Raw genomic sequence first — 21,568 nt, forward strand, 5'->3', positions numbered from 1 at the left:
TTAGGAGCGCGTCAGAACTCGTAGCGTGCGCTCATCGAATAGCTGCGGCCAGGGTAGAACCACGCACGTCCCATCACGCCGATGTGCTGCTGCTGCGTCTGCCGGACGATGACGTCGTTCAAGTTCGTCACGTTGAGCGACACACCGAGCTTGTCGCTGATCTTGTAGTTGAAGCCGGCGTCCCACTGGCCGAATGCCTCCTGCCAAACTGGCAGGCCCCAACCCACATCTTGGGCACCCGGGCGCGACGGGTCCGCGCTCGTCGCATCGGTGCCACGCGTGCCATTCGCGTCTGCCGACTGCAGGATCCGGCTGTGCCAGTTGTAGGCCAGCCGCGCCGAAAACGGGCCGCGGTCGTACATGAAGACGAGGTTGTACGCGTTCTTGGCCATGTAGGGCAGCGGCAGGTCACCAAACGGCAGGCCGTTGGTGTCGCAGCCGAACAGGTGCAGGGTGCCATTCACCGCCGTGTTGCCCGCATCGCAGTAGGGGTTGTAGATCTGCTTGTAAAGGCTTTGCTTGGCGTTGATGTAGGTGTAGTTGGCCGACACGCCGATGCCCTTGGCCCACTCCGGCAGCACACCTTCCAGGAACGCAAGCTTGTCCAGGTAGGTCATGCCCGCAACCTCGATGCCGTTGACCTTGGCCTTGCCCACGTTGGCGGGACCYGTGATGGGGAAAAGCTGCGGACTGCCGGCGTCACTGTTGTAGGCACGGGTGTAAGAGGAGTTCATGATGACGTTCTTGACGTCTTTATTGAACACCGTGCCCGTGAGGGACTGCCCGTCACGCGGGTACCACTCCAGCGCCAGGTCATAGCTGTTGGCCGTGATCGGCTTGAGCTTGACGTTGCCGGTGTTCTCTCCACGGTAGGTGAGCGTCCCTTTTTCGGTGTCGTAGTTCTGCCACAGCTTGATGTACTCGCCCAGCTGGTTGAAGCCGGGCCGGTTCATGCTCTGGGCCATCGCCAGGCGGGCCTGCAACCTGTCGGTGAAATTCATCTTCAGGTTGAGCGACGGCAGCACCTTGACGAATTGGTTCCGCACGTCGAGAGCTTCGGTGAGGTCTGTGAAACGCGGAATATGGGGCGGCGAATTCGTGTCGTATGTGTTCTGGAAAACCGAGTAGCCGTGCGAGACATCGCTGGTCAGCACGGCGCGCACGCCGACATTGCCTTCGATCGGGAACTTCAGGTCGTCGAAGCCGAAGCGCAGCGTGGCGTAGACCGCATTGGTCTGTTCGCTGTGCGTGCTGGTTTTGGACGGGTCGCCGTCGTAAACCAGCTCCTTGAAGTTATTGAAGTCCGCTGGATTGCACGTCACGCCCGGGTAACGCGCCTTGCCGTCCAGGCACTGCTGATAGCGGTAGTCGTTGAGCAGCGTCTTGTTCGAGTTCGGGTAGTCGCGCACGGCGCCGATCGTCGGCATGACGATGTTCGGCAGCGAGCCCGCCTTGCCCGCATAGAACTTGCCGAAGTTGAACACTTCGACCGGCACTGTTTGGTACTTCGGAACGTTCATGTAGGCAAAGCTTGCGCGCGACTGCCATGAGCCATCGTCTGGCGGGTACTGGCCGGGGACGACGTTCGGCTTGACTTCCCAGGGGTTCGCAACGGACCTCCAGCCATCGCCCGAGGCGTCGTAATGGCGCGCCACACGGTAGGTGGTTCTCACGCCGACACGGATGTCACGCAGGATGGGGTTGTCCTCGAAACGGTAACGCGCGTCAGCCTTCCAGGCGTAGAGGTCGGCATCGGCCTTGCTCATACCCGGCATGGCCAAGTTCCAGTAGTAGTGTTTCGGATCGGCCAGGAAATCCACGGCGGCCTGATCAAACCCGATGCGAACCGGCGCCTTTCCGGGGATGTCGATGTTCATGCTCGGCGCGAAAGTGCCCAGCTGCAGGTTGCGGCCGACGGAATCGTTCTTCGCGTGAACCCACTGCAGGTCATTCTCCAGCTGCCACCTGTCGTTGACGGTCCACTTGAACTTCCACGCCAGCTCATTGGTCTGCGACTTGCTCTGGTTCCAGCCGCGCGTGATTTGCAGGCCCAGGCCGCCGGCGACGAAGTCGTTCGCCCCCGCGCCAGTGGGATAGGTGTAGCGGCCAGAGAGCAGAACGTTATTGGCGTCGTACACCGCAGTCGCGGGGTCGATCTTCGACTTGTACGCGTTCTCCACACCGGAGTAGAAGCCCTGCTCGCTGCCCGTCTCACGCGCGCCCGACATGAAATAGGTCAGCGCCGATTCCATGCCCTCCTTCTTCCACTGCAGTGCACCGTAGAAGCCGGCGCGTTCGTTGTCGCCAGTGTTGTTGCGGAACGAGGCAGACTTCGGCGCCCAGGCCACCTTGCCAGCGATCAGGTCCGTGCGGGGGTAATAGGCATCCAGCTGGATGCTCTCGTTCTGGAAGCTGGAATGGTTGTAGGACAGGTCGACGAGAACGCCGACGCGACCGATGTCCGTATTCCATTGAGTCGTGTACAGCCCTGACACGCTGGGCGAATTCTTGCCCGAGCGCTGCGTGTAGTTGTTGCCCACGGACATGTATGCCTTGGTGCCCTTGAAATCAAAGGGCATGGCAGTGCGCAGATTCACCGTGCCGCTGACGCCGCCTTCGATGATCTCGCTGGAGGGATTCTTGTGGACATCCACACCGATCATCAGCTCGGGCGGCACATCGCCCCAGCTCAGCTCGCGGCCCGGCCAACCGGCCGAGAACGACTCGCGGCCATTCAGCAGCGACGAACCCCAGCTGAGGCCGCGCACGCTGATGCCCGAGCCTTCGACGGAGAAGTGCTCTGGGTCGCCACGCGACTTGTTGCGGTCGATGATGACGCCGACGACGCGCTGCAGCACTTCCGTGATCGACTTGTCCGGCAGCTTGCCGGCCTCTTCCGCGACAACCGAGTCAACGATCTCCTCGGCGTTCTGCTTGATCTTTTGAGCATTTTGCAGCGCCTGGCGCTGCCCGGTGACGACGACGGTGTCAAGGCTGGTCGGCTTGTCCGCTGTGGTCTGCGCCAAGGCAGCGCCGCCCACGGTGAGCAGCATCATGTGGACCATGCCGCGATGGATGGCGGTCGTTCTGAACTTTCTCATCGACTTGTCTCTCTCAATTGTTTGAAGTGAAGCCACGGTGTGCTCACTGCACGGTGATCTGGCCAAAGACGGTGATCTCGGTGCTCAGCGTGTAGTCGTCGTCCGTCGGCTTCGGAGTCGTACCGTCGGCCCTAGGCGTCGGCTTGGTGGAATTTGTCCTGCCAGGCTCGAATACCACCGAGCGGATGCCGTACGTCCGGATCTCGGCGAGCGCGGCCGTCTTCGATTCGGCAGACAGGCCCCAGTCGAACATCCACCCTTCGGTCTGCGGAAGAGCGGCGATGTCGCACTTGTCGGTCACCACGAAGTCCTTGAACGGAATCACGTAACTAGCCCATCCCGCAGATTTGGGAAGCACGTGCGCCGAGGCGGTCACATAGCAGCTGGAGCCGTCGGCCTTCTTGTTGAGGTGATTGGTCTTGACACGCACGTAAAAACCACGGGGAGGTTGATCAGGACCATCAGCCTCAGTGACGAGCGCGGTCGCGTTGATGCCCACCGACACCATGATGGATTCCTCGGTCTTCACGTCGAAAGGAAGCAATTCGAAGTTGGTGTCGACCTTCTTCATCGGTGCGCCGATCTCGCCCCTGAGGAAACCCCACCAGTCCTTGGAAGTACCGTCCCAGTCCGGATTCAACTTCTTGTTGGCCTCCAGAGTGAAGATCGCGGCAAAGCCCGGTATCCCTGTCAGTTTGCAATTCGTCCCCCCCGGTCCATCAGCGCACCAAGCGCGCGGGAAGCCAGCTGAGTATTTGATTTCACCCAACTGCGAAGTGCGCCTCGCCCCTGTGTCGAAGCCGCTTGCGAACACACGCGGATCAACGATCACCTGGTAGTTCTCGGAAGTGCCTCCTGCGCTGGACAGGGTCACCGCGCAGATGCCCTTGGCGTTCAGGCGAAGCTCATTGCCTGCTACCGCGCAAACTGCGGGAGTGGTGGTTGCATAGGTCAGGGCGTTGCCGGCAGCGTCGAGCGAACCCAGCGCGACCGTCCGAGTCAGACCGTCCAACTGAGCCACCACAGGGAAGTCTGGGGTGATTGCAACGAAGACCAGCGGCGCGTTCAGGGCGGCGTATGAGTCGTTGGCAGGCGCTGTCACCGCAAGCTGGCAGCTACCCAGGCTCAAAGCCTTCAGCGTCGTGCCGCTGACGGTGCAGACCGCTGGCGTCGACGACACGTAGGTCGCCGGAAGACCCGCGCTGGTCTTGTCTGGCAGCGTGACGCTTGCTGTAGCCGCCCGCAGAACAATACTCAGCGGCGTCATCGGGCTTTGTGCAGCTTTCAACACCACGAACAGCTGGCTCGCATCGTCTGCAGCAGCCCATACGGTGCCGTCCGCGCTAGTCCCACCGGGCTGGCTGGAGATGATCTGGCACTCGCCTGCGGCCACCAGCGTCACCAGCTTGTCCGCCACGGTGCAGGTGGTGGGAGTGCCACTGCGGAAGGTGACCGGCAGCCCGGAGGTAGCGGTGGCCGACAAGGTCGTCGGAGCACTGAACAATGCACCGCCGCCCGGGTACTTGAAGCTGATGGCCTGGAAGCGGCCCTCCGCCCCCACCACCCCCACCGCCTCCGCAGGCGGCCAAAAAAGCGCAAGCCGCTACAACGGTCAACTTCCGGGCCTGCGGAACCAACTTTTTCTTCACGTTCTGTCTCCTGTTTTTAAATGACTGAGGGAACCTGACCGCAGACCTTGTCTGCGGCGACGCCGCCCCCTCGAGATCGGGCTCGCCTGCTTCACTGACGACAAATTGGTTCGGTCACTGCACAAACTATTAGCATGCGAGAGAGCCGCCTTGTTACGTCGTTGGTCACCGTGTTCCAGGGCTGGCGTCAACCGCGCCGTGCGCCAGAGTTCATTCCGATGCCGTGCGACAAGCGTACAACTGGTAAGACCAAAGAGACATAGGGCAAACTCCTGGACTGACCAAATGTGTTTTTTTGGAGACTGCTTTGCGAAATCGTCCACTTCAGCGCATCGTCATCGTCGGCGGCGGCAGTGCCGGCTGGATCACCGCCGCGCCGCTGACACGCATGCTCTGCCGGCCTGACCAGCCGGATCAGCACTGCGAGGTGACGCTGGTGGAGTCGGCTGACATCGGCACCATCGGTGTCGGCGAAGCCACGTTGCCGACCATCCAGTTCTACAACCAGCTGCTCGGCATCGATGAAGCGGACTTCGTTCGCAAGACGAAAGCGACCTTCAAACTGGGCATCGAGTTCCAGGACTGGGGTCGGATCGGCAATCGCTTCTTCCACGGTTTCGGCGGCTTTGGCCCAGCCATCCACAACCGGCCGCTGTGGGCCTACTGGCTCAGGATGCGCGGCCAGGATCCCAAGCTGCCGTCATACGAAGAGTGGTCGACCGCGACGGTGATGGCCAGGCAGTTGCGCTTTGCTCCTCCGCAGCCCGGTGAGCCCTCACCTTCCAACGCCTTCAACTACGCGTTTCATTTCGATGCCTCGCTGTACGGCGCCTACCTGCGCGAGTACGCGCTCCGGCACGGCGCCAAGCGAGTCGAAGGGACGATCACCCGGGTCGAGACGCGCCCTGAAGACGGCTTCGTCACCACGCTGCACCTGAGCGACGGACGCAGGATCGAAGGAGATCTGTTCATCGACTGCTCGGGCTTTCGCGCCCTCCTGATCGACGGTGCGATGAAGTCGCCCTACGAGGACTGGAGCCGCTGGCTGCCCTGCGACCGCGCCCTGGCCGTACCTTGCGAGCGCGCAACGCCCATGACGCCCTACACCACATCGACCGCACGGTCTGCCGGGTGGCAGTGGCGCATTCCGCTGCAGCACCGCACGGGCAACGGGCTGGTCTATTGCAGCAGCTACCTTGACCAGGGCGAGGCGGAAAGGACGCTGCTCGCCCATCTGGACGGCAAGCCGCTGGACGACCCGCGCCCCCAGCGCTTCATCACCGGGCGACGAAAGAGCGCCTGGGTCAAGAACGTGGTCGCCATCGGGCTGTCGTCCGGCTTCCTTGAGCCGCTGGAATCGACCAGCCTTCACCTGATCATGGATGGCGTCAGCCGCCTGACGGCGATGCTGCCTGACATGAGCTTCGAGCCGGCGCTTGCCAATGAGTTCAACCGGCAGATGGCCTACCGCTACGAGTCCGTGCGCGACTTCATCATCCTTCACTACAAGCTGGGGGAGCGTCGCGACAGCGAGTTCTGGCGCTACTGCGCCGACATGTCGATACCTGATGACCTTGCGCATCAGATTGAACTCTTCCGCAAGACCGGTCGAGTCGCCGTCATCGAACCGGAAGGCTTTACCGAGCCGTCGTGGGCCTCGATCCTGATGGGCCTGGGCGTCTACCCCGAGCGGTACGACCCTTATGTCGACCTGGTGGACCCGCAGCTGATCAGCCGGCACCTCCACGCCGTGCACAGCTCGATCTCGCGCACGGTGGCAGCCATGCCGTCGCACGCGAACTTCCTGGACCGGATCACCGCGTCTCCAAGCGACTGATGACGCACGAGGCGCCCATCGACGAGGGTCTCTCCGGTCCCCGCGTCGAAGTCGCTTGTCGGTGCCGGACCTGCCTCGTCGGTGCCGACGCTGGCTCGTCGCTTCGCTCGGGCGGGGTTCGCCGCACCTGTCCACACTGCGTCTGCCTACTCAACTCCACGGACAAACACATGGACTATCGAACTCTCCTGACCGTGCCCCTGGCGGCGCTGGCCCTGAGCGCAAGCGGCGCCGACACGCTGCGCCAGCCGGACGGCTGGGCTTCGGGCGCCTCCTATCGGTGGCCCGACGGCAACACCCATGAAGCCGGCGTCGCCCCCGAGAGCGAAGCGAGCGGCCAACGCGCGCTGACGGTCAGATCCATTGGCAAGGGATCCATCAGCGACATCGGCGGCATCGGCCAGTTCGTCCAGGGCTATGCCGGCCAGCGCGTGCGCTTCACCGGCCAGGTCAAGGCCGCAGGCGTGGATGGCTGGGGCGGCCTGGTCGTGGCCTCCGGCTACAAGTTGCTCTACCTGGCCCACCTCGACCCGGACTTCGACAAGACACCGCCGCTCGGCGCAGCCGCCTGCCCGGACTGGTGCGAGGTCAGCGTGGTGGCCGACATCCCCGCCGACGGCCCTGGCGCAGTCAGCGTGGGCCTGGCCCTGGCCGGCAACGGCCAGGTCTGGGCGAGAAGCGTGCGGCTAGAGAAGGTGGGGCGGGACGTGCCTTTGAGCACACAACGCTTTGGCGTCGAGGCGGCCGTCGCCGCACGGGAGTTGCACGAGAAGGTGCAGCAGATGCTGAGGGCGCGGCAGCAAGACACGGCGCCCATGCAGCCGCAAAACCTGTCCCTGCAATAAACCCAACGACGTCACCAAGGACCTTCCACATGAACTACCGCATCCTCCTGCTCGCGCCGCTGGCCGCCGTCGTGTTCAGCGTCAGCGCCGCCAGCCTCCGCATGCCCCAGGGCTGGTTCACCTCCCAGAATTCTTATCCCACCGACCCCGCCAACATGACACCTGCGGCGGCGATGAATGGCTATGAGGTGGGCATCGATCCTTCTGCCGGTGGCGCGCCCACCCTGACGATCCGCTCGGTCTCTTCGAAGGCGCAAGGCCCTATCAGCGCCGGTTCGGCCTATCAATCGGTGCTGGGCTATGCCGGCAAGCGGGTTCGCTTCAGCGGCGAGCTGAGGGCAGAAGGCGTCCGCGGCTGGGCCGGCCTCTACCTCGGCGAGGGCTTCGGCCACTTGATGATCGACGTGACTGCCGCAAGAGGCCGGGAAACGCCGCTGCCCAAGGGCAGCGCCGTACCGGCAGATGGCAGCTGGCATGACATGAGCGTCGTGGTGGAAGTGCCGGCCGAGGCCACCCACCTCGGCCTGGGCGTGGGCCTGGCGGGCGAAGGGCAGGTGTGGGCGCGCGGCCTGCGCTTCGAGGTCGTCGGCCCTGAAGTGGCGCCAACGACAACGCCGATCGGCATCGACCTGGAGCAGGCGCGGCGCTTCTACGCAGCGTCGCTGGCAGAAACGGCAAAGTTGCCACCTTCGCCGCTGAGAAATGCCGCGCTGGACTGACGCGCTGCGCCGCGCCCTCCTCCCGGCCTTGCTGTTCTGGGCGGCCTGGGCCCTGCTGCACTGGACCTGGCCGCAGGCGCGCTGGCTGCCMCTGGCCGCTCAGCTGTGGCTGGCCTACAGCGCCGCGTGGTTCACGCTCAATTGGCGCTGGTGGCCCCTGGCCGTGCCGCTGGCCGCGGCCCTGGGCGCGGCGGCGGGGACGCTGCTGCTGCCCGGCATCGGCCTGGCGCAATGGCTGAGCCCGCTCGCGCTGTGGAAGCCTTGGCTGCCGGCCTTCGCCTTCGCGCTGCTGATGCATCTGCCGCTGCGCTGGTGGCGCTGGCGCGAGGAGCAGGCCTTGGCGCTGCGCCTGGCGCGCGCCGAGCAGACGGCGGCGATGGCCGAGCTGTCGCGACAGGTCAGCCTGACCGAATTGAAGGCGTTGCAGGCCCAGGTCGAACCGCACTTCCTGTTCAACGCGCTGGCCAGCCTGCAGCAGCTCATCCGCAGCCAGCCGGCGACGGCCGAGCGATTTCTCGGCGAGCTTCACAACTATCTGCGCCTGGCCCTGCCCTCGCTGCGCCAGCCCATGAGCACGCTGGACCGCGAGTTCGAGCTGGCGAGCGCCTACCTCACCGTGATGGCCACGCGGCTGGGCACACGCCTGCGCTTCGGGCTGCAAGTGCGGGCCGGCTGCAACGACCACAAGCTGCCGCCGCTGATGCTGCTGACGCTGGTGGAGAACGCCGTGCGCCACGGCATCGAGCCCAAGCCGCAGGGTGGACGCATCGATCTCGAGGCGCGGCGCGAGGGCGAACGCTTCGTGCTGGAAGTGCGCGACGACGGCATCGGGCTGCAGGCAGCCATGGCATCGCCCACTCAGGGCCAAGGCCTGGGCCTGGCCAACGTTCGCGACCGTTTGGCCGGGCTGTATGGCGAGGCCGCACGCCTGAGTGTTCAACAGCGCCCCACAGGCGGCGTGTGCGCGCGCATCGAGCTGGCCTGGGACAGCTCCGAATCCCGATGAAGAACCCCACTGCCCTTCTGATCGAAGACGAAGCCCTGCCACGCCAGCGCCTGCGCGAGGGGCTCGCCGAGCTGTGGCCGCAATTGCAAGTCCTCGGCGAGGCCGAGGACGGCGAACACGGCCTGGCTCTGGTGCTGGAACTGCGGCCGGACATCGTCTTCGTCGACATCCGCTTGCCAGGCCTGGATGGCCTGCAGTTGGCGCGGCGCATCAAAGGCCTGTGCCACGTCGTCTTCGTCACCGCCTACGACGCGCATGCGGTGACCGCCTTCGATCAGGGCGCGGTCGATTACCTCCTCAAGCCGCTGTCCAGCGAACGCCTGCGCGAAACGGTGCAGCGCCTGCAGCAGCGTCTGCAATTGCCGCCGGCCGAGCTAGCACGCTGGTTGCAGCAGTGGACGCCGCCACCCTTGCCACCCGAGGAACCGGTCGCACCCATCGCGCCGCTGCGCTGGCTCCAGGCCTCTCAGGGCGAACGCCTGCACCTGGTGATGGTGGCGGATGTGAGCCATTTCCGCAGCGACAACAAATACACCTGCGCCGTCACCGCGGACGGCGAATACCTGCTGCGCCTGTCCTTGCGCGAGTTGCTGCTGCAACTCGACCCGGAGCAGTTCTGGCAGATCCACCGCGCCGTCGTCATCAACCTCACCCATGTCGGGCGCGTCGATCGAAGCCTCGGCGGCATGGAGGTGCTGCTCAAAGACGGGCGTACGAGGCTGCCGGTCAGCCAGAGCTTCCAGCAGCGCTTCAAGCCGATGTAGCTGGCACCGAAACCTCTCTGGCCCAAACCCTCGCCAATCCAGCTATTTCGGATCAATCCGGGTATTATCTGGTAAGACCAAAACAATAATATATCAAAGTGGCATTACCAAAATTTTGCTCAGGCTGCGCTCGCATTCCGTTCGCCTGGCTGCCACTCAGACAGCGCGCGGCCTGATCCTGAGGTCGGCGCTTCTCACGCGAATCAACGTCAAGTTCTGAATTTGTGCCGGCGAGATCGGTGCGCTCGTCTTGGCGCCAAGCCAACGGAATGCGCTGCCGCCCTTACCTGAAGTCTCACCAAACCGGCACTCGCCCACCTCCCCTTCGCCATGCTCCCACTCCCCTTTGGATCCCTTCGACGACCCGCGCTAGCCAGCTTGTGCCTGTTCGCCTGTGCGGCAGCGTTCGCCGCCGAGTTGCCTCGCCTCGTGCAGCGTGACGGCCGCCACGCATTGCTGGTTGACGGCGCGCCATTCACCATCCTCGGCGCCCAGGTTCACAACTCAAGCAGCTACCCCGAGGCGCTGAAAAAGGTCTGGCCCGCCGTGGCCGACATCAACGCCAACACCGTCGAGGTGCCGGTGGCCTGGGAACAGGTCGAACCAGTCGAGGGTCGCTTCGACTTCTCCTTCGTCGACACCCTCCTCAAGCAGGCACGCGAGCACAAGGTGCGCGTGGTGCTGCTGTGGTTCGGCACCTGGAAGAACACCAGCCCGCAGTACACGCCGGCCTGGGTGAAGTTCGACAACCAACGCTTCCCGCGCATGGTCGACCAGGACGGCAAGGACAGCTACTGCCTGTCGCCCTTGGGCGAGCACACGCTCAACGCCGACAAGAAGGCCTTCACCGCGCTGATGGCCCACCTGAAGAAGGTCGACGAGAAGCAGCGCACCGTGCTGATGGTGCAGGTGGAAAACGAGGTCGGCACCTTCGGCCTGGTGCGCGACTTCGGCAAGCGGGCGCAGGGCCTGTTCGAGCAGGACGTGCCGCCCGCCGTGCTGGCGCGCAAGAAGGCGCCGGTGCCTGGCGCCGCGAGCGGCTCATGGCGAGCCGTCTATGGCGACTACGCCGACGAGTACTTCCACGCCTGGGCCAAGGCCCGCTACATCGGCGAGATCGCCAAGGCCGGCCGTGCCGTCTACGACCTGCCGATGTATGTGAACAACGCGCTGCGCGACCCGCTGGAGCAGCCGCCCAAACCCTGGAACAAGAACTTCGCGAGCGGCGGCCCAACCTACGACGTCATCGACATCTACAAGGTCGCCGCGCCCGCCATCGACATCGTCGGCCCCGACATCTACAACCCGGAGTCGGCCAAGCTCAATGCCAACCTGGACAAGTTCAAGCGCCCCGACAACGCGCTGTTCGTGCCCGAGATCGGCAATGCCGAGCTCTATGCGCGCTACCTGTATCAAATCCTCGGCAGCGGGGCCATCGGCGTCTCGCCCTTTGGCATCGACTACTTCGACTACGCCAACTATCCGCTCGGAGCCAAGACCAACGACAAGGCGACGCTGGAGCCCTTCGCGAAGATCTTTGCCGCTTTCCGCCCCATGCAGCGCCAATGGGCGCAATGGGCCTTCGAAGGCCGCACGCACGGCGTTGCCGAGCCCGATGACCATGCCGACCAGTTCATCACGATGAAGGGCTGGAAGGCCCACGTCACCTTCGGCCAATGGCAGTTCGGCGAGCGCGAGTGGCCGGGCAACCAGAAGGAGGCGCCGGCGCATGCCGCCAGGCTCGTCGGCGGCGTGTCCATCGCACAGATCGGCGACGACGAATTCCTGCTGGTGGGCCAGCAGGCTCGCGTGCGCATCGACGACATCGAAGGCAGCGGCCGCGCGCTGATCGAGTCCGCCGAGGAAGGTCGTTATGACGCGAATGGAAAATGGGTGATGGAGCGGCGCTGGAACGGCGACCAGGTCGACTGGGGCCTGAACTTCGTCGCCAACCCGCGCGTGCTCAAGGTCAAGATAGGGCGCTACAAATGAGCGCTTTTCGCAAGATCCTCCTCGGCACGCTGCTGACCGCCTCGGCCTTCGGTGCCCTGGCGCAGACCGGCCCGGACATCACCATATTGCCGGCCCCGCCAAGTGCCTGGCGCACCGTCGTCGGCCACTGGGAGACGCAGGCCGAGCTGAGCGGCGACAGCGTCGTCGTGCCCGCGCCCACGGCCGAGTACGCCCGCGCCAGCACGCTAGGTGCCAGCGCGCGCAGCAGCGCCGGCCAGCGCGAGGCCGTGCTGCTGGACTGGAAAAACCTCTGGTCGGCCACGTTGCGCTTCGAGTCGCGCCAGCCGCTGGACCTGCGCCCCTACCTCGGCGGCACGCTGGAATTCGACCTCGATGTTGGCGACCTGGCCCAGGGCGGCGTGCGCGCCAAGCTCGCCTGCGGTGACGGCTGCGAGCGCAGCGTCAACCTCATCGCACCCGCACGCGCCGCCGCAGGCAAAGGCTGGCAGCACATCGCCCTGCCGCTGAGCTGCTTCGCGCGCGAGGGCGCCGACTTCTCAAAGGTCAAGCTGCCCTTTGCGCTGGACAGCACCGGCAGCGGCCGCGTCAGCGTGGCGAATGTGCGCATCACCCGCGAGGCCAGGCCAGGTCTTGCCTGCCCGGACTACCGCACGGAGTCCGTCACACCGGCCATGCTGGACGAGTCCTGGGCCGTCGACTGGTGGCTGCCCCGCCACCAGGAAAAGCTCGAAGAGAAGCGCAAGCTCGTCGATGCCGGCACGCCGCCGCAGATCGTCTTCATCGGCGACTCCATCACCCAGGGCTGGGAGAAGGACGGCCGCGAGGTCTGGCAACGCCACTTCGCTCGGCTCAATGGCCTGGCGCTGGGCTTCGGCGGCGACCGCACGGAGAACGTGTTGTGGCGACTCCAGCATGGCGAGATCGACGGCATCGCGCCCAAGGTCACCGTGCTGATGATAGGCACCAACAACACCGGCCACCGCRCCGAGAGCCCGGCCACCACGGCGGCCGGCATCAAGCGGCTGGTCGACGAGATTCGGCAACGGCTGCCCAAGACGAAGGTGCTGCTGCTGGCCATCTTCCCGCGCGGCGAGAAGCCTGACGACTTCCAGCGCGGCATCAACGAGCGTGTGAACAAGCTCATCGAGGGTTACGCAGACGGCCGCAACGTCCACTTCCTGAACATCAACGCCGCGCTGCTGAATGCCGACGGCACGCTGGGCAAAGACGTCATGCCCGACCTGTTGCATCCCAACGAGAAAGGCTACGGACTCTGGCAGCGCGCTATGGCGCCGACGCTGGACAAGCTGTTGGCGGAGCGCCCCTGACACGTTTTTCAGCAGAAGTCGACCGACGCCAAATTCGTTGACTTCCCACGCAGGCTGATCGGGCGCCCTGCGCCCGCGAAGTTCAGGGCTCCTGAGCCTGACCTTCAACGCTCAGAATTGGTCAGGTCACTATTAACCTGAGCGGCAAAAATCCAAGGCGAATTGATGCGGCCGCCCCTGCGTAGCCTACAGTTGGTCATACCAATTTTTGCGCCGCCGGTAAGGCCGACATGAACGCTCCTGAATCCCAGATCACGCCTGCTCACTTTGCGCAACGACTGTTCCGCTGAGCGTGGCCCGCAGCACCTTCATGCCCAGGCTGATCCTCGCTGCGCTGCTCGGCACGCTGATGCTGTCGGCCGCCGCTTCTGCCGCGCCTGAAGCGCCGTTCGTCAAGCCGCGCCTCGTCGTCCTCACCGACATAGAGAACGAGCCCGACGACACACAGTCCCTGGTGCGGCTGCTGCTCTACGCCAACGACATCGAGCTGCGCGGCCTCGTGGCCACGACCTCGGTGCACATGAAGCAGGGCGTGCATCCCGAGTCGATCAAACGGGTGATCCAGCGCTATGCCCAAGTGCTGCCCCGGCTGCGCCAGCACGACCGCGCCTACCCCGATGCCGCACAGCTGCTGGCCCGCGTGGCCTCAGGCCAGCCCGGCTATGGCTTGCAGGCGATTGGCGACGGGCGCGACACGCCCGGCTCCGAACTGCTGCTGCGTGAGCTCGAACGCCCCGACGCGCGCCCGCTGTGGGTCAGCGTCTGGGGTGGGGCCAACACGTTGGCGCAGGCCCTGCACAGCCTGCGCCGCACGCGCACGAAAGAAGTTGTCGACACGGCGGTCAGCCGCCTGCGCGTCTACACCATCTCCGACCAGGACGACAGCGGCGCCTGGCTGCGCCGCGAATTCCCGAACCTCTTCTACATCGTCAGCCCCGGCAGCTATGCGCGCCCCACCTGGACCGCGATACACCGCGAGGTCGAGGGCATCGACAACCAGCACGTCAGCAACGCCTGGATCGCGCGCCACATCCAGCAAGGCCACGGCCCGCTCGGCGCCGCCTATCCTGACATTGCCTACGGCATGGAAGGCGACACGCCCTCCTTCCTCGGCATCATTCCCAACGGCCTGAACGCGCCCGAGCACCCGAACTGGGGTGGCTGGGGCGGGCGCTACGAGCTGTACACGCCGCGCCGCGAGGACACCGACCCGGACGGCTTCACCGGTGGCGTACCCGTCGAGCAGGAGACGCGCCCGATCTGGACCAACGCCGTGGATCGCTACCGGCCCGTGGTTCCTGCAGCCTACGGTCGCCCCGTCAAGGCCGGAGAGCGTGAGTTCAACGATGCGGCCGTGACGCTGTGGCGCTGGCGCGAGGCCATTCAGAACGACTTCGCCGCCCGCATGCTGTGGACGACGCGCGCACCCGCCGAGGCCAACCACGCACCCGTCGTGCGCCTGGCACACGCCACCGAGCTGCATGTACGCGGCGGCGACTGGGTCACCCTCGACGCCAGCCCCAGCAGCGACCCCGACGGCGACAGCCTGAGCTTCCTGTGGATCCCTTATCCCGAGGCCGGCACGCTGAAAGCGCCGCTGCCGCTGGGCACCGAGGTCCAGGCCCGCATCGGCCTGCGGACACCCGAGGTCGACGCGCCTGCCACCGCCCACGTCATCGTGCAGGTCACCGACAAGGGCACGCCTGCCCTCACCCGCTACCAACGCGTGATCCTGCACATCGAGCCGCAGGCCCGTTGAAGTCACCCTAACATCGAGAAGCAACACCATGCACAACCAATCCTGGGCAAGCGCGCTCGCCGCCGCACTCTGCCTGCTGTCCGCCTGCTCCGCCAGCGCCCAGCAGGCCGGCCCGTCGAATCTGGAGCGCGTCGAGGTCGCCGGCAAGAAGCGCGAGGTCTCCAAATGGTTCCGCGCCGAGAGCGAGCACTTCGTCGTGTATTCGGACGCGAGCGAAGAAGACGTCAGCCCGCTGCTGGACAACCTGGAAAAGCTCGACCACGTGCTGCGCATCTACACCGTGCCTGGCGATCAAACCGAGCGCCAGGCCGCGCAGTCGGACCCCAAGCTGACGCTGTACTACCACAGCCGCGTCTCTGACCTGAGCGAGATCGACAACGCCCGGCCGGCCGATGCCGTCGGCCTGTACAGCAGCTGCGCCTCCGGCGTCCAAGGGTTCGGGGTCCATGTGGAGCGCATCCCCAGCCTCGGCGACGAGCAGCTCGACAAATCGCCGCTGAACGACAGCCTGTCCCATGTCTTCGAGGCGTATGCGCGGCACTTCCTCTACCGGCATACGGACATACGCATGCCCACGTCGTACATCGACGGCTTCGCGCAGTACTTCTCCAGCGTGCGTTTTTCGCAAGGACAGATGGTGGTGGGCCGGGCGCCAAAGGCCATCGCGGGCTACCTGAATTTCATCGGCGAGGGTCGGCAGTACAGCCTCGAATACGACGACGTCCTGCAGGAGAGCCTGGCCAACGCTCGCAACGCCGCCGGTGCCGCCGGCGTGCGGCTCGAGTTCGAGGCGAAGTCCTGGCTGATGACGCACTACATGCTGTCATCGGAGGACAAGCGCAAGCGCCTGAACCAGTATCTGGTGCTCGTCGGCCGAGGGGTGTCTCCGACGATGGCGTTCGAACGCGCCTTCGACATGAAGACATCCGATATCAGCGAGGTGCTGTGGCGGTATGGCCTTCGGGGAACGCAAGCCCTGCGGGTGTCACATCCGTCCCTGCCTGCCGCCCGGGTGGCGTTCCGTACCCTGCCCCGCGCGACGGGCGAGTTCGTGCTGGCAGATGCCGCCTTGAAGTCGTGCCCGAGCCGGCAGGCCGGCGAGGCGCTGCTGAAGAAGGTCGGAGCTCTGGCAGCGCGATTCCCGGGCGACGATCTGGCTCGCCTCACCTTGAGCCGGGCACAGATCGACTGGGGGAATCCGCAGGATGCCTTGTCTGCGCTGGATGCCATCCTGCAAGACGACGACGCCAACTTCGAGGCTCGCTATCTGCTGGGCATGGCGAACCTGCGTCTTGCGGAGCGCAGCGAGGGCGAGGCCAGGCGTTCCCAGCTGCAGGCCGCGCAAGGCCATCTTCAGCGCGCGCGCGGGTTGAATCCGCAATCTTCGGAAGCAGCCTTCGCAGCCTTCAAGGCCGAAGTGGCTGCARCGGATGCGCCGGGCAGCGCAGCGCTGGAAGGTGTCATATCGGCCTGGCAGACCTCACGCGAAGTCGACGCGTTCGGCCGCTCCGCGGCGCTGGCCTACGCCTTTGCCGGCAATGCGGACAAGGCATACCAAACGCTCGGCTCGCTGGCACAGAACGCGCGGGCCGAGCCAATGGCCCGGTGGGCGAAGCAGTGGCAGACGCGCCTCCAAGCTGGCGTGACCCGTGGCGAGATCCTGGCGGAAATGCGCCGCAGCCCGGAGCCTGATGCGTCGTTCAAGGAATGGACCATCGACAAGGACCGCGTGATGCAGATCGTGGCGTTCAACTACAACCTGAAGGCCGCGCAAGATTTCATCAAGACAGCGCAAGGGCAGCAGCCGCCGCAACCGACAACCGACATGGGCGGAAGCAGGCAGAAACAGTAGCGCTCTCAGCCCCTCAGTCAGCCCCTGCGCTCGGAGCCATCCACCGCAAGCCAAGCTGCTCGCCGATATGCAGCCTTGAGGTCACCCTGCGCGTGCGCGATGAGCGCGGCGCCACCGACAACATCGAATGGGACATCCAACCTTGAACGCCATCCCGCGCCGCTCCTTCGTCGCACTTGTCGCAGCCAGCGGCCTCGGCCTGACCGGCTGCAACACAGCACCGGCCACGATGGCCGGCGCCGGGCCCGACACCACAGCCATCCAGTTGAACCAGCTCGGCTTCCTGCCGGGCGGCGCGAAGTGGGCCGCGCTGCGAGGCGCGTCGGCCGACAGCTTCGCCATCGTCGACGCGGCCACCGGCCAGGAAGTCTGGCGAGGACCACTCGGCCCGGCACAACGCTGGGAACCGGCGCAAGAAGACGTCCGCCTCGCCGACTTTTCCGCCTTGCGCCGGCCGGGCCGCTACCACCTGCAGCTGGCGGGCCTGGCGCCGTCCGCGCCCTTCGTCGTTGCAGGGGACGCCTATGCGGCGCTCAACGCGGCGGCGATCAAGTTCTTCTACTTCAACCGGGCCAGCCTTGCGCTCGACCCCGCCCATGCCGGCGTCTGGGCGCGGCCCGCAGGTCATGCAGACGACCGCGTCTTCGTGCACGCCTCGGCGGCCGGCCCGGGTCGCCCCGCGGGCGCGACCATCAGCGCACCCAAGGGCTGGTACGACGCCGGCGACTACAACAAGTACGTCGTCAATTCCGGCATCACCATCTACTCGCTGCTGGCGGCCTGGGAGCATTTCCCCGCGCTGTTCATGGCGCAGAACCTCAACATCCCCGAGAGCGGCAACGGCATGCCCGACCTGCTCAACGAGGCGCTGTGGAACCTGGACTGGATGCTCTCCATGCAGGACCCAGCGGACGGCGGCGTTTATCACAAGCTCACCAACAAGGGCTTCGACGGCATCGTCATGCCCCACGAGGCCCGCAGCGAGCGCTACGTCGTCATGAAGACGACCGCGGCCACGCTCGACTTTGCCGCGGTGATGGCGCAGGCCAGCCGCGTGTTTGCGCCCTTCGAGGCGCAACGCCCCGGCTTGTCCGCCCGCATGCTGGCGGCGGCGCGGCGCGCCTGGGCCTGGGCCGGCGCCCATCCGGCGGTCTACTACCAGCAGCCCGCCGACATCCACACCGGCGGCTACGACGATGCGCATGTCTCCGACGAGCTCAGCTGGGCCGCGGCCGAGCTGTACATCACGACGCGTGACGACGCTTTCTGGCAGGCGCTGCCGCAGCCGCTGCCCAAGATGGAGTCGCCAGGCTGGGCGACCGTCGGCGCGCTGGCCTGGATCAGCCTAGCCCACCACCGCGAGCGCCTGACACCGGCCGCCGACCGCAAGCTCATCGAGCGGCAGATCCTCGGCACGGCGGACACGCTGGCCCTGCGATGGGCGCAGTCACCCTATCGCCTGGCCATGCAGCGCCAGGACTTCGAGTGGGGCAGCAACGCCGTCGCGCTGAACCAGGCGTTGATGCTGGTCCAGGGCTACCGCCTGACCGGAGATCGCCTGCATCTCGACGCCGCGCAGGCGGCCCTCGACTTCGTGCTCGGCCGCCACCCGACGGGCTACACCATGGTCACGGGCTTCGGCACCCGCTCGCCCCTGCTTCCCCATCACCGCCCCAGCGGCGCCGCCCCGAAGCTGCCGCCCGTGCCCGGAATGATCGTCGGTGGCTCACGCCCGGGCGGCGACGACTGCAAGAAGGCCTATCCATCGCAGGCGCCTGCCAAGGCCTACCTGGATGACTTCTGCAGCTTCACCACCAACGAGATCGCGATCAACTGGAACGCGCCTCTCGTCTACGTGTCGGCCGCCCTACAGGCGCTGACACCCGTTGCAGCCCTGCCCTGAGCAGCGGTGGCGGATTTCCCAACAGCGACCTTCGAGCGCCATCACCACAACGAGACACCCATGATCAAACGCCTGACTTCCCTATCTGCCGCCGTGCTGGCCCTCAGCCTCAGCGCCCAGGCTGGCGCCGCCAGCCCGGCCGAACGCAAGGTCGACCTCGACATCGCCGCCGCCAAGGCGCCGGTCGATCGCTTCTTCGATCTGGCGATCGGCTCCGACTATGTCGGCACCACGGGTCGCCCCGAGAACCTGGCTCAGCTCAAGACCGCCGCCGACGAGCTGGGCTTTCGCTCCGTGCGCTTCCACGATGTCTTCCACGACGTCTACGGCACCGTGAAGAAGGAAGGCGACAAGCTGGTGTTCGACTGGACGGGCATCGACCGCCTCTACGACGCCATGCTGGCACGCGGCATCAAGCCTTTCATCGAACTGGGCTTTTCGCCCAAGGTGATGACCACTTCCAACCTCACCATCTTCCACTGGAAGGGCAACACCTCGCACCCGCAGCCGGGCCCCTGGTCGGAGCTGATCGACGCCTTTGCGCGCCACCTGATCCAGCGCTACGGCGCCGAGGAAGTGCGCAAGTGGCCCTTCGAGGTGTGGAACGAACCCAATCTGGACGGCTTCTGGGAAAAGGCCGACCAGAAGGCCTACTTCGAGCTCTACGCCAACACGGCGCGCACCCTGAAGAAGGTCGACCCGGCGCTGAAGGTGGGCGGCCCGTCCACCGCCGGTGCGGCCTGGGTGCCGGAACTGCTGGCGTATGCCAAGAAGGAAGGCGTGGCGGTGGACTTCGTCACCACGCACACCTATGGCGTGACCGAGGGCTTCCTTGACGAGTATGGCCAGTCCGACCGCATCCTGGCGCCCGACTCCAACTCCATCATTGGCGACGTGCGCCGCAACCGCAGCGAGATCGAGGCGTCGGCCTTCCCGGGCATCCCGCTGTACATCACGGAGTGGAGCACCAGCTACAACCCGCGCGACAAGGTGCACGACAGCTACATCAGCGCACCGTGGATCCTGACCAAGCTGCGCGGCACGCGCGGCTATGCCCAGGCCATGAGCTACTGGACCTACAGCGACCTGTTCGAGGAGCCGGGCCCGCCGGACCGCGCCTTCCACGGCGGCTTCGGCCTGATGACGCGCGACGGCGTGCGCAAGCCGGCGTGGTTCGCCTACAAATACCTCAATGCCTTGCGCGGCAACGAGGTGCCCAGCAAGGATGACAAGGTGCTGGCTGCGGTGGACGGCGGCAAGACGGCCGTGCTGGTCTGGGACTGGCAGCATCCGGATCAGAAGACGAGCAGCAACGGCGTCTTCTTCGGCAAGCCCGTGCCCAACGGCCCGGCACCCGCTGTCACGCTGAACCTGCACAACGTCAGCGCCGGCAGCTACCGCGTGCTGGTGCGCCGCACGGGCCACAAGGTCAACGACGCCTACACCGCCTACCTTGAAATGGGCGCACCCAAGGACCTCGACCCGCAGCAGCTGACCCAGTTGCAGGGCCTGACCGAGGACAAGCCGGAGACTGACCGCATCGTCAAGGTGGGCAAGGACGGCAAGCTGCAGTGGAAGCTGACCATGCGCAGCAACGACATTGCATTGGTGACGGTCGAGCCGCTCAGGCCCTGATCGCCTGCGCATGGCATCGCGGCGCGGCATCTTCGTAGCGGTCGCACTGTCATGGGCGGCCCGCTGCCTGCCGCTGCCAGGGCAGGCGGAAACCCCGCACAAGATTCGGCTGCTCATCATCGAAGGCATCAGCAACCATGACTGGCCACGCCGGCTGGCACGGGTGCGGGAGATCCTCGCCCGCGATGGCTCCTTCGACGTGGACGTGTCCATCACACCGCCGGATGCAGGCGACCCCGCAGCCTGGGCGCGCTGGCGGCCCGACTTCGCGCGCTACGACGTGGTGCTGTCGGGCTACAACAACCTCGGTGGAAAGCCCGGCTGGCCGGCTGAGGTGCAGCGCGCCTTCGAGGCCTTCGTGAGCGGCGGCGGTGGCTTCTACGCCTATCACGAGGCCAACAACGCCTTCGCCGAGTGGCCGCAGTACAACGAGATGATCGGCCTGGGCTGGCGCGACAAGCACTTCGGTACGGCCCTGCTGGTGCGCGAAGGCGAATCACTTCAGACCGTCCCCGCCGGCGAAGGCGACGACACCTGGCACGGTGACCGCACCGATGCCCTCGTGCACCAACGCGGCCAGCACCCCATCCATGCCGGGCTGCCGCGCAGCTGGCGGGCTGCCGACGTGGAGGTCTACCGCTACGCCCGCGGCCCGGCCCGCAACGTCGACGTGATCGCCTATGCGCACGACGGCGTGGACGACCGCCAGTTCCCGGTCGAATGGACGGTTCAGTACGGCGGGGGGCGGGTGTTCGTGTCCGCCTATGGCCATCTTTGGTTCGGGCAGGAGACGCCGCCCAGCATGCGCTGCGCGGCCTTCCAGACGCTGATGCCACGGGCACTGAAGTGGCTGGCGCGCCGCGACCCCGACCGCCGTCTGCCCGCTGACTTCCCCGGCCCGGACGCCATCTCACTGCGCCAGCCTTGAGCACCGCCTCAACTCACGCCCGAGCCCGTCATGCTCAAGGTCAGGATGGCGCGCACGCGCTGAACGCAGACGCGGCCGAACGCAGCGCCTGCCCGGGCGCTCAGCCCAGCATCTTTTGCAGCGTGAGAGGGTGCAGCGGCATGCGCTCCACCGCTGCGGCGATGGCCTGCTGCCGGCCGCGCAGCGCTCGTCATGCCGCGGCACGCATCGAACTGAACGACCCGCGGAACCACGCAGGCCCCGAACACCACCAACGAGCGCCGTCAGC

General features: G+C 65.8%; 14 protein-coding genes. 12 read left to right on the forward strand and 2 right to left on the reverse strand.

The genetic code is table 11. The features are described from left to right. Nucleotides 1-11: 11 nt before the first annotated feature. Both ACXRVZ_RS09725 and ACXRVZ_RS09730 read right to left on the reverse strand, forming a co-directional pair. Nucleotides 12-3,101 (reverse strand): TonB-dependent receptor, encoded by a 3,090-nt coding sequence (locus ACXRVZ_RS09725; RefSeq protein WP_458232354.1) that lies wholly within the window; start codon nt 3,099-3,101, stop codon nt 12-14. A 43-nt stretch (nt 3,102-3,144) separates the two neighbouring features. Further along, complete coding sequence (locus ACXRVZ_RS09730; RefSeq protein WP_458232355.1) at nt 3,145-4,665, reverse strand: hypothetical protein; 1,521 nt, start codon at nt 4,663-4,665, stop codon at nt 3,145-3,147. Between the two features lie 380 nt (nt 4,666-5,045). Between ACXRVZ_RS09730 and ACXRVZ_RS09735 the strand changes: the two genes are divergently transcribed. The 12 genes from ACXRVZ_RS09735 to ACXRVZ_RS09790 all read left to right on the forward strand — a co-directional run bounded on the left by ACXRVZ_RS09735 (nt 5,046) and on the right by ACXRVZ_RS09790 (nt 21,300). Next, complete coding sequence (locus ACXRVZ_RS09735; RefSeq protein ID WP_457421155.1) at nt 5,046-6,587, forward strand: tryptophan halogenase family protein; 1,542 nt, start codon at nt 5,046-5,048, stop codon at nt 6,585-6,587. 170 nt (nt 6,588-6,757) lie between these two features. Next, entirely contained in the window at nt 6,758-7,432 is a 675-nt protein-coding gene (locus ACXRVZ_RS09740; protein ID WP_457421153.1) for a hypothetical protein, read from the forward strand. 29 nt (nt 7,433-7,461) lie between these two features. After that, a complete protein-coding gene (locus ACXRVZ_RS09745; RefSeq protein ID WP_457421151.1) occupies nt 7,462-8,151 on the forward strand; it encodes a hypothetical protein in 690 nt (229 codons plus the stop codon). Continuing rightward, a complete protein-coding gene (locus ACXRVZ_RS09750; protein WP_457421149.1) occupies nt 8,135-9,157 on the forward strand; it encodes a sensor histidine kinase in 1,023 nt (340 codons plus the stop codon). Before ACXRVZ_RS09745 ends, ACXRVZ_RS09750 begins: the two co-directional genes overlap by 17 nt. After that, nucleotides 9,154-9,921 (forward strand): LytR/AlgR family response regulator transcription factor, encoded by a 768-nt coding sequence (locus ACXRVZ_RS09755; protein WP_457421147.1) that lies wholly within the window; start codon nt 9,154-9,156, stop codon nt 9,919-9,921. The genes ACXRVZ_RS09750 and ACXRVZ_RS09755 overlap by 4 nt, the downstream gene beginning before the upstream one ends. Before the next feature lie 330 nt (nt 9,922-10,251). After that, nucleotides 10,252-11,913 carry a GH35 family beta-galactosidase gene (locus ACXRVZ_RS09760; RefSeq protein WP_457421145.1) on the forward strand — a complete coding sequence of 554 codons (1,662 nt, stop codon included), beginning with the start codon at nt 10,252-10,254 and terminating at the stop codon, nt 11,911-11,913. Then, entirely contained in the window at nt 11,910-13,223 is a 1,314-nt protein-coding gene (locus ACXRVZ_RS09765; RefSeq protein ID WP_458232356.1) for a GDSL-type esterase/lipase family protein, read from the forward strand. Before ACXRVZ_RS09760 ends, ACXRVZ_RS09765 begins: the two co-directional genes overlap by 4 nt. Nucleotides 13,224-13,515: 292 nt before the next feature. After that, on the forward strand, nt 13,516-14,982 hold the full coding sequence (locus ACXRVZ_RS09770; protein WP_458232357.1) for a nucleoside hydrolase-like domain-containing protein: 1,467 nt from the start codon (nt 13,516-13,518) through the stop codon (nt 14,980-14,982). Between the two features lie 28 nt (nt 14,983-15,010). Then, a complete protein-coding gene (locus ACXRVZ_RS09775; RefSeq protein ID WP_458232358.1) occupies nt 15,011-16,834 on the forward strand; it encodes a hypothetical protein in 1,824 nt (607 codons plus the stop codon). Nucleotides 16,835-16,976: 142 nt separating this feature from the next. Further along, nucleotides 16,977-18,737, forward strand: coding sequence for a glycoside hydrolase family 9 protein (locus ACXRVZ_RS09780; RefSeq protein ID WP_457421137.1), 1,761 nt, complete (start codon nt 16,977-16,979; stop codon nt 18,735-18,737). A 60-nt stretch (nt 18,738-18,797) separates the two neighbouring features. Next, nucleotides 18,798-20,372: a GH39 family glycosyl hydrolase gene (locus tag ACXRVZ_RS09785; protein WP_457421135.1), complete on the forward strand. Its 1,575-nt coding sequence runs from the start codon at nt 18,798-18,800 to the stop codon at nt 20,370-20,372. 10 nt (nt 20,373-20,382) lie between these two features. Then, nucleotides 20,383-21,300, forward strand: a complete 918-nt coding sequence (locus ACXRVZ_RS09790) for a ThuA domain-containing protein (RefSeq protein ID WP_457421133.1) — start codon at nt 20,383-20,385, stop codon at nt 21,298-21,300. Nucleotides 21,301-21,568: the final 268 nt, after the last annotated feature.

Source organism: Roseateles sp. P5_E8, from assembly GCF_054177665.1.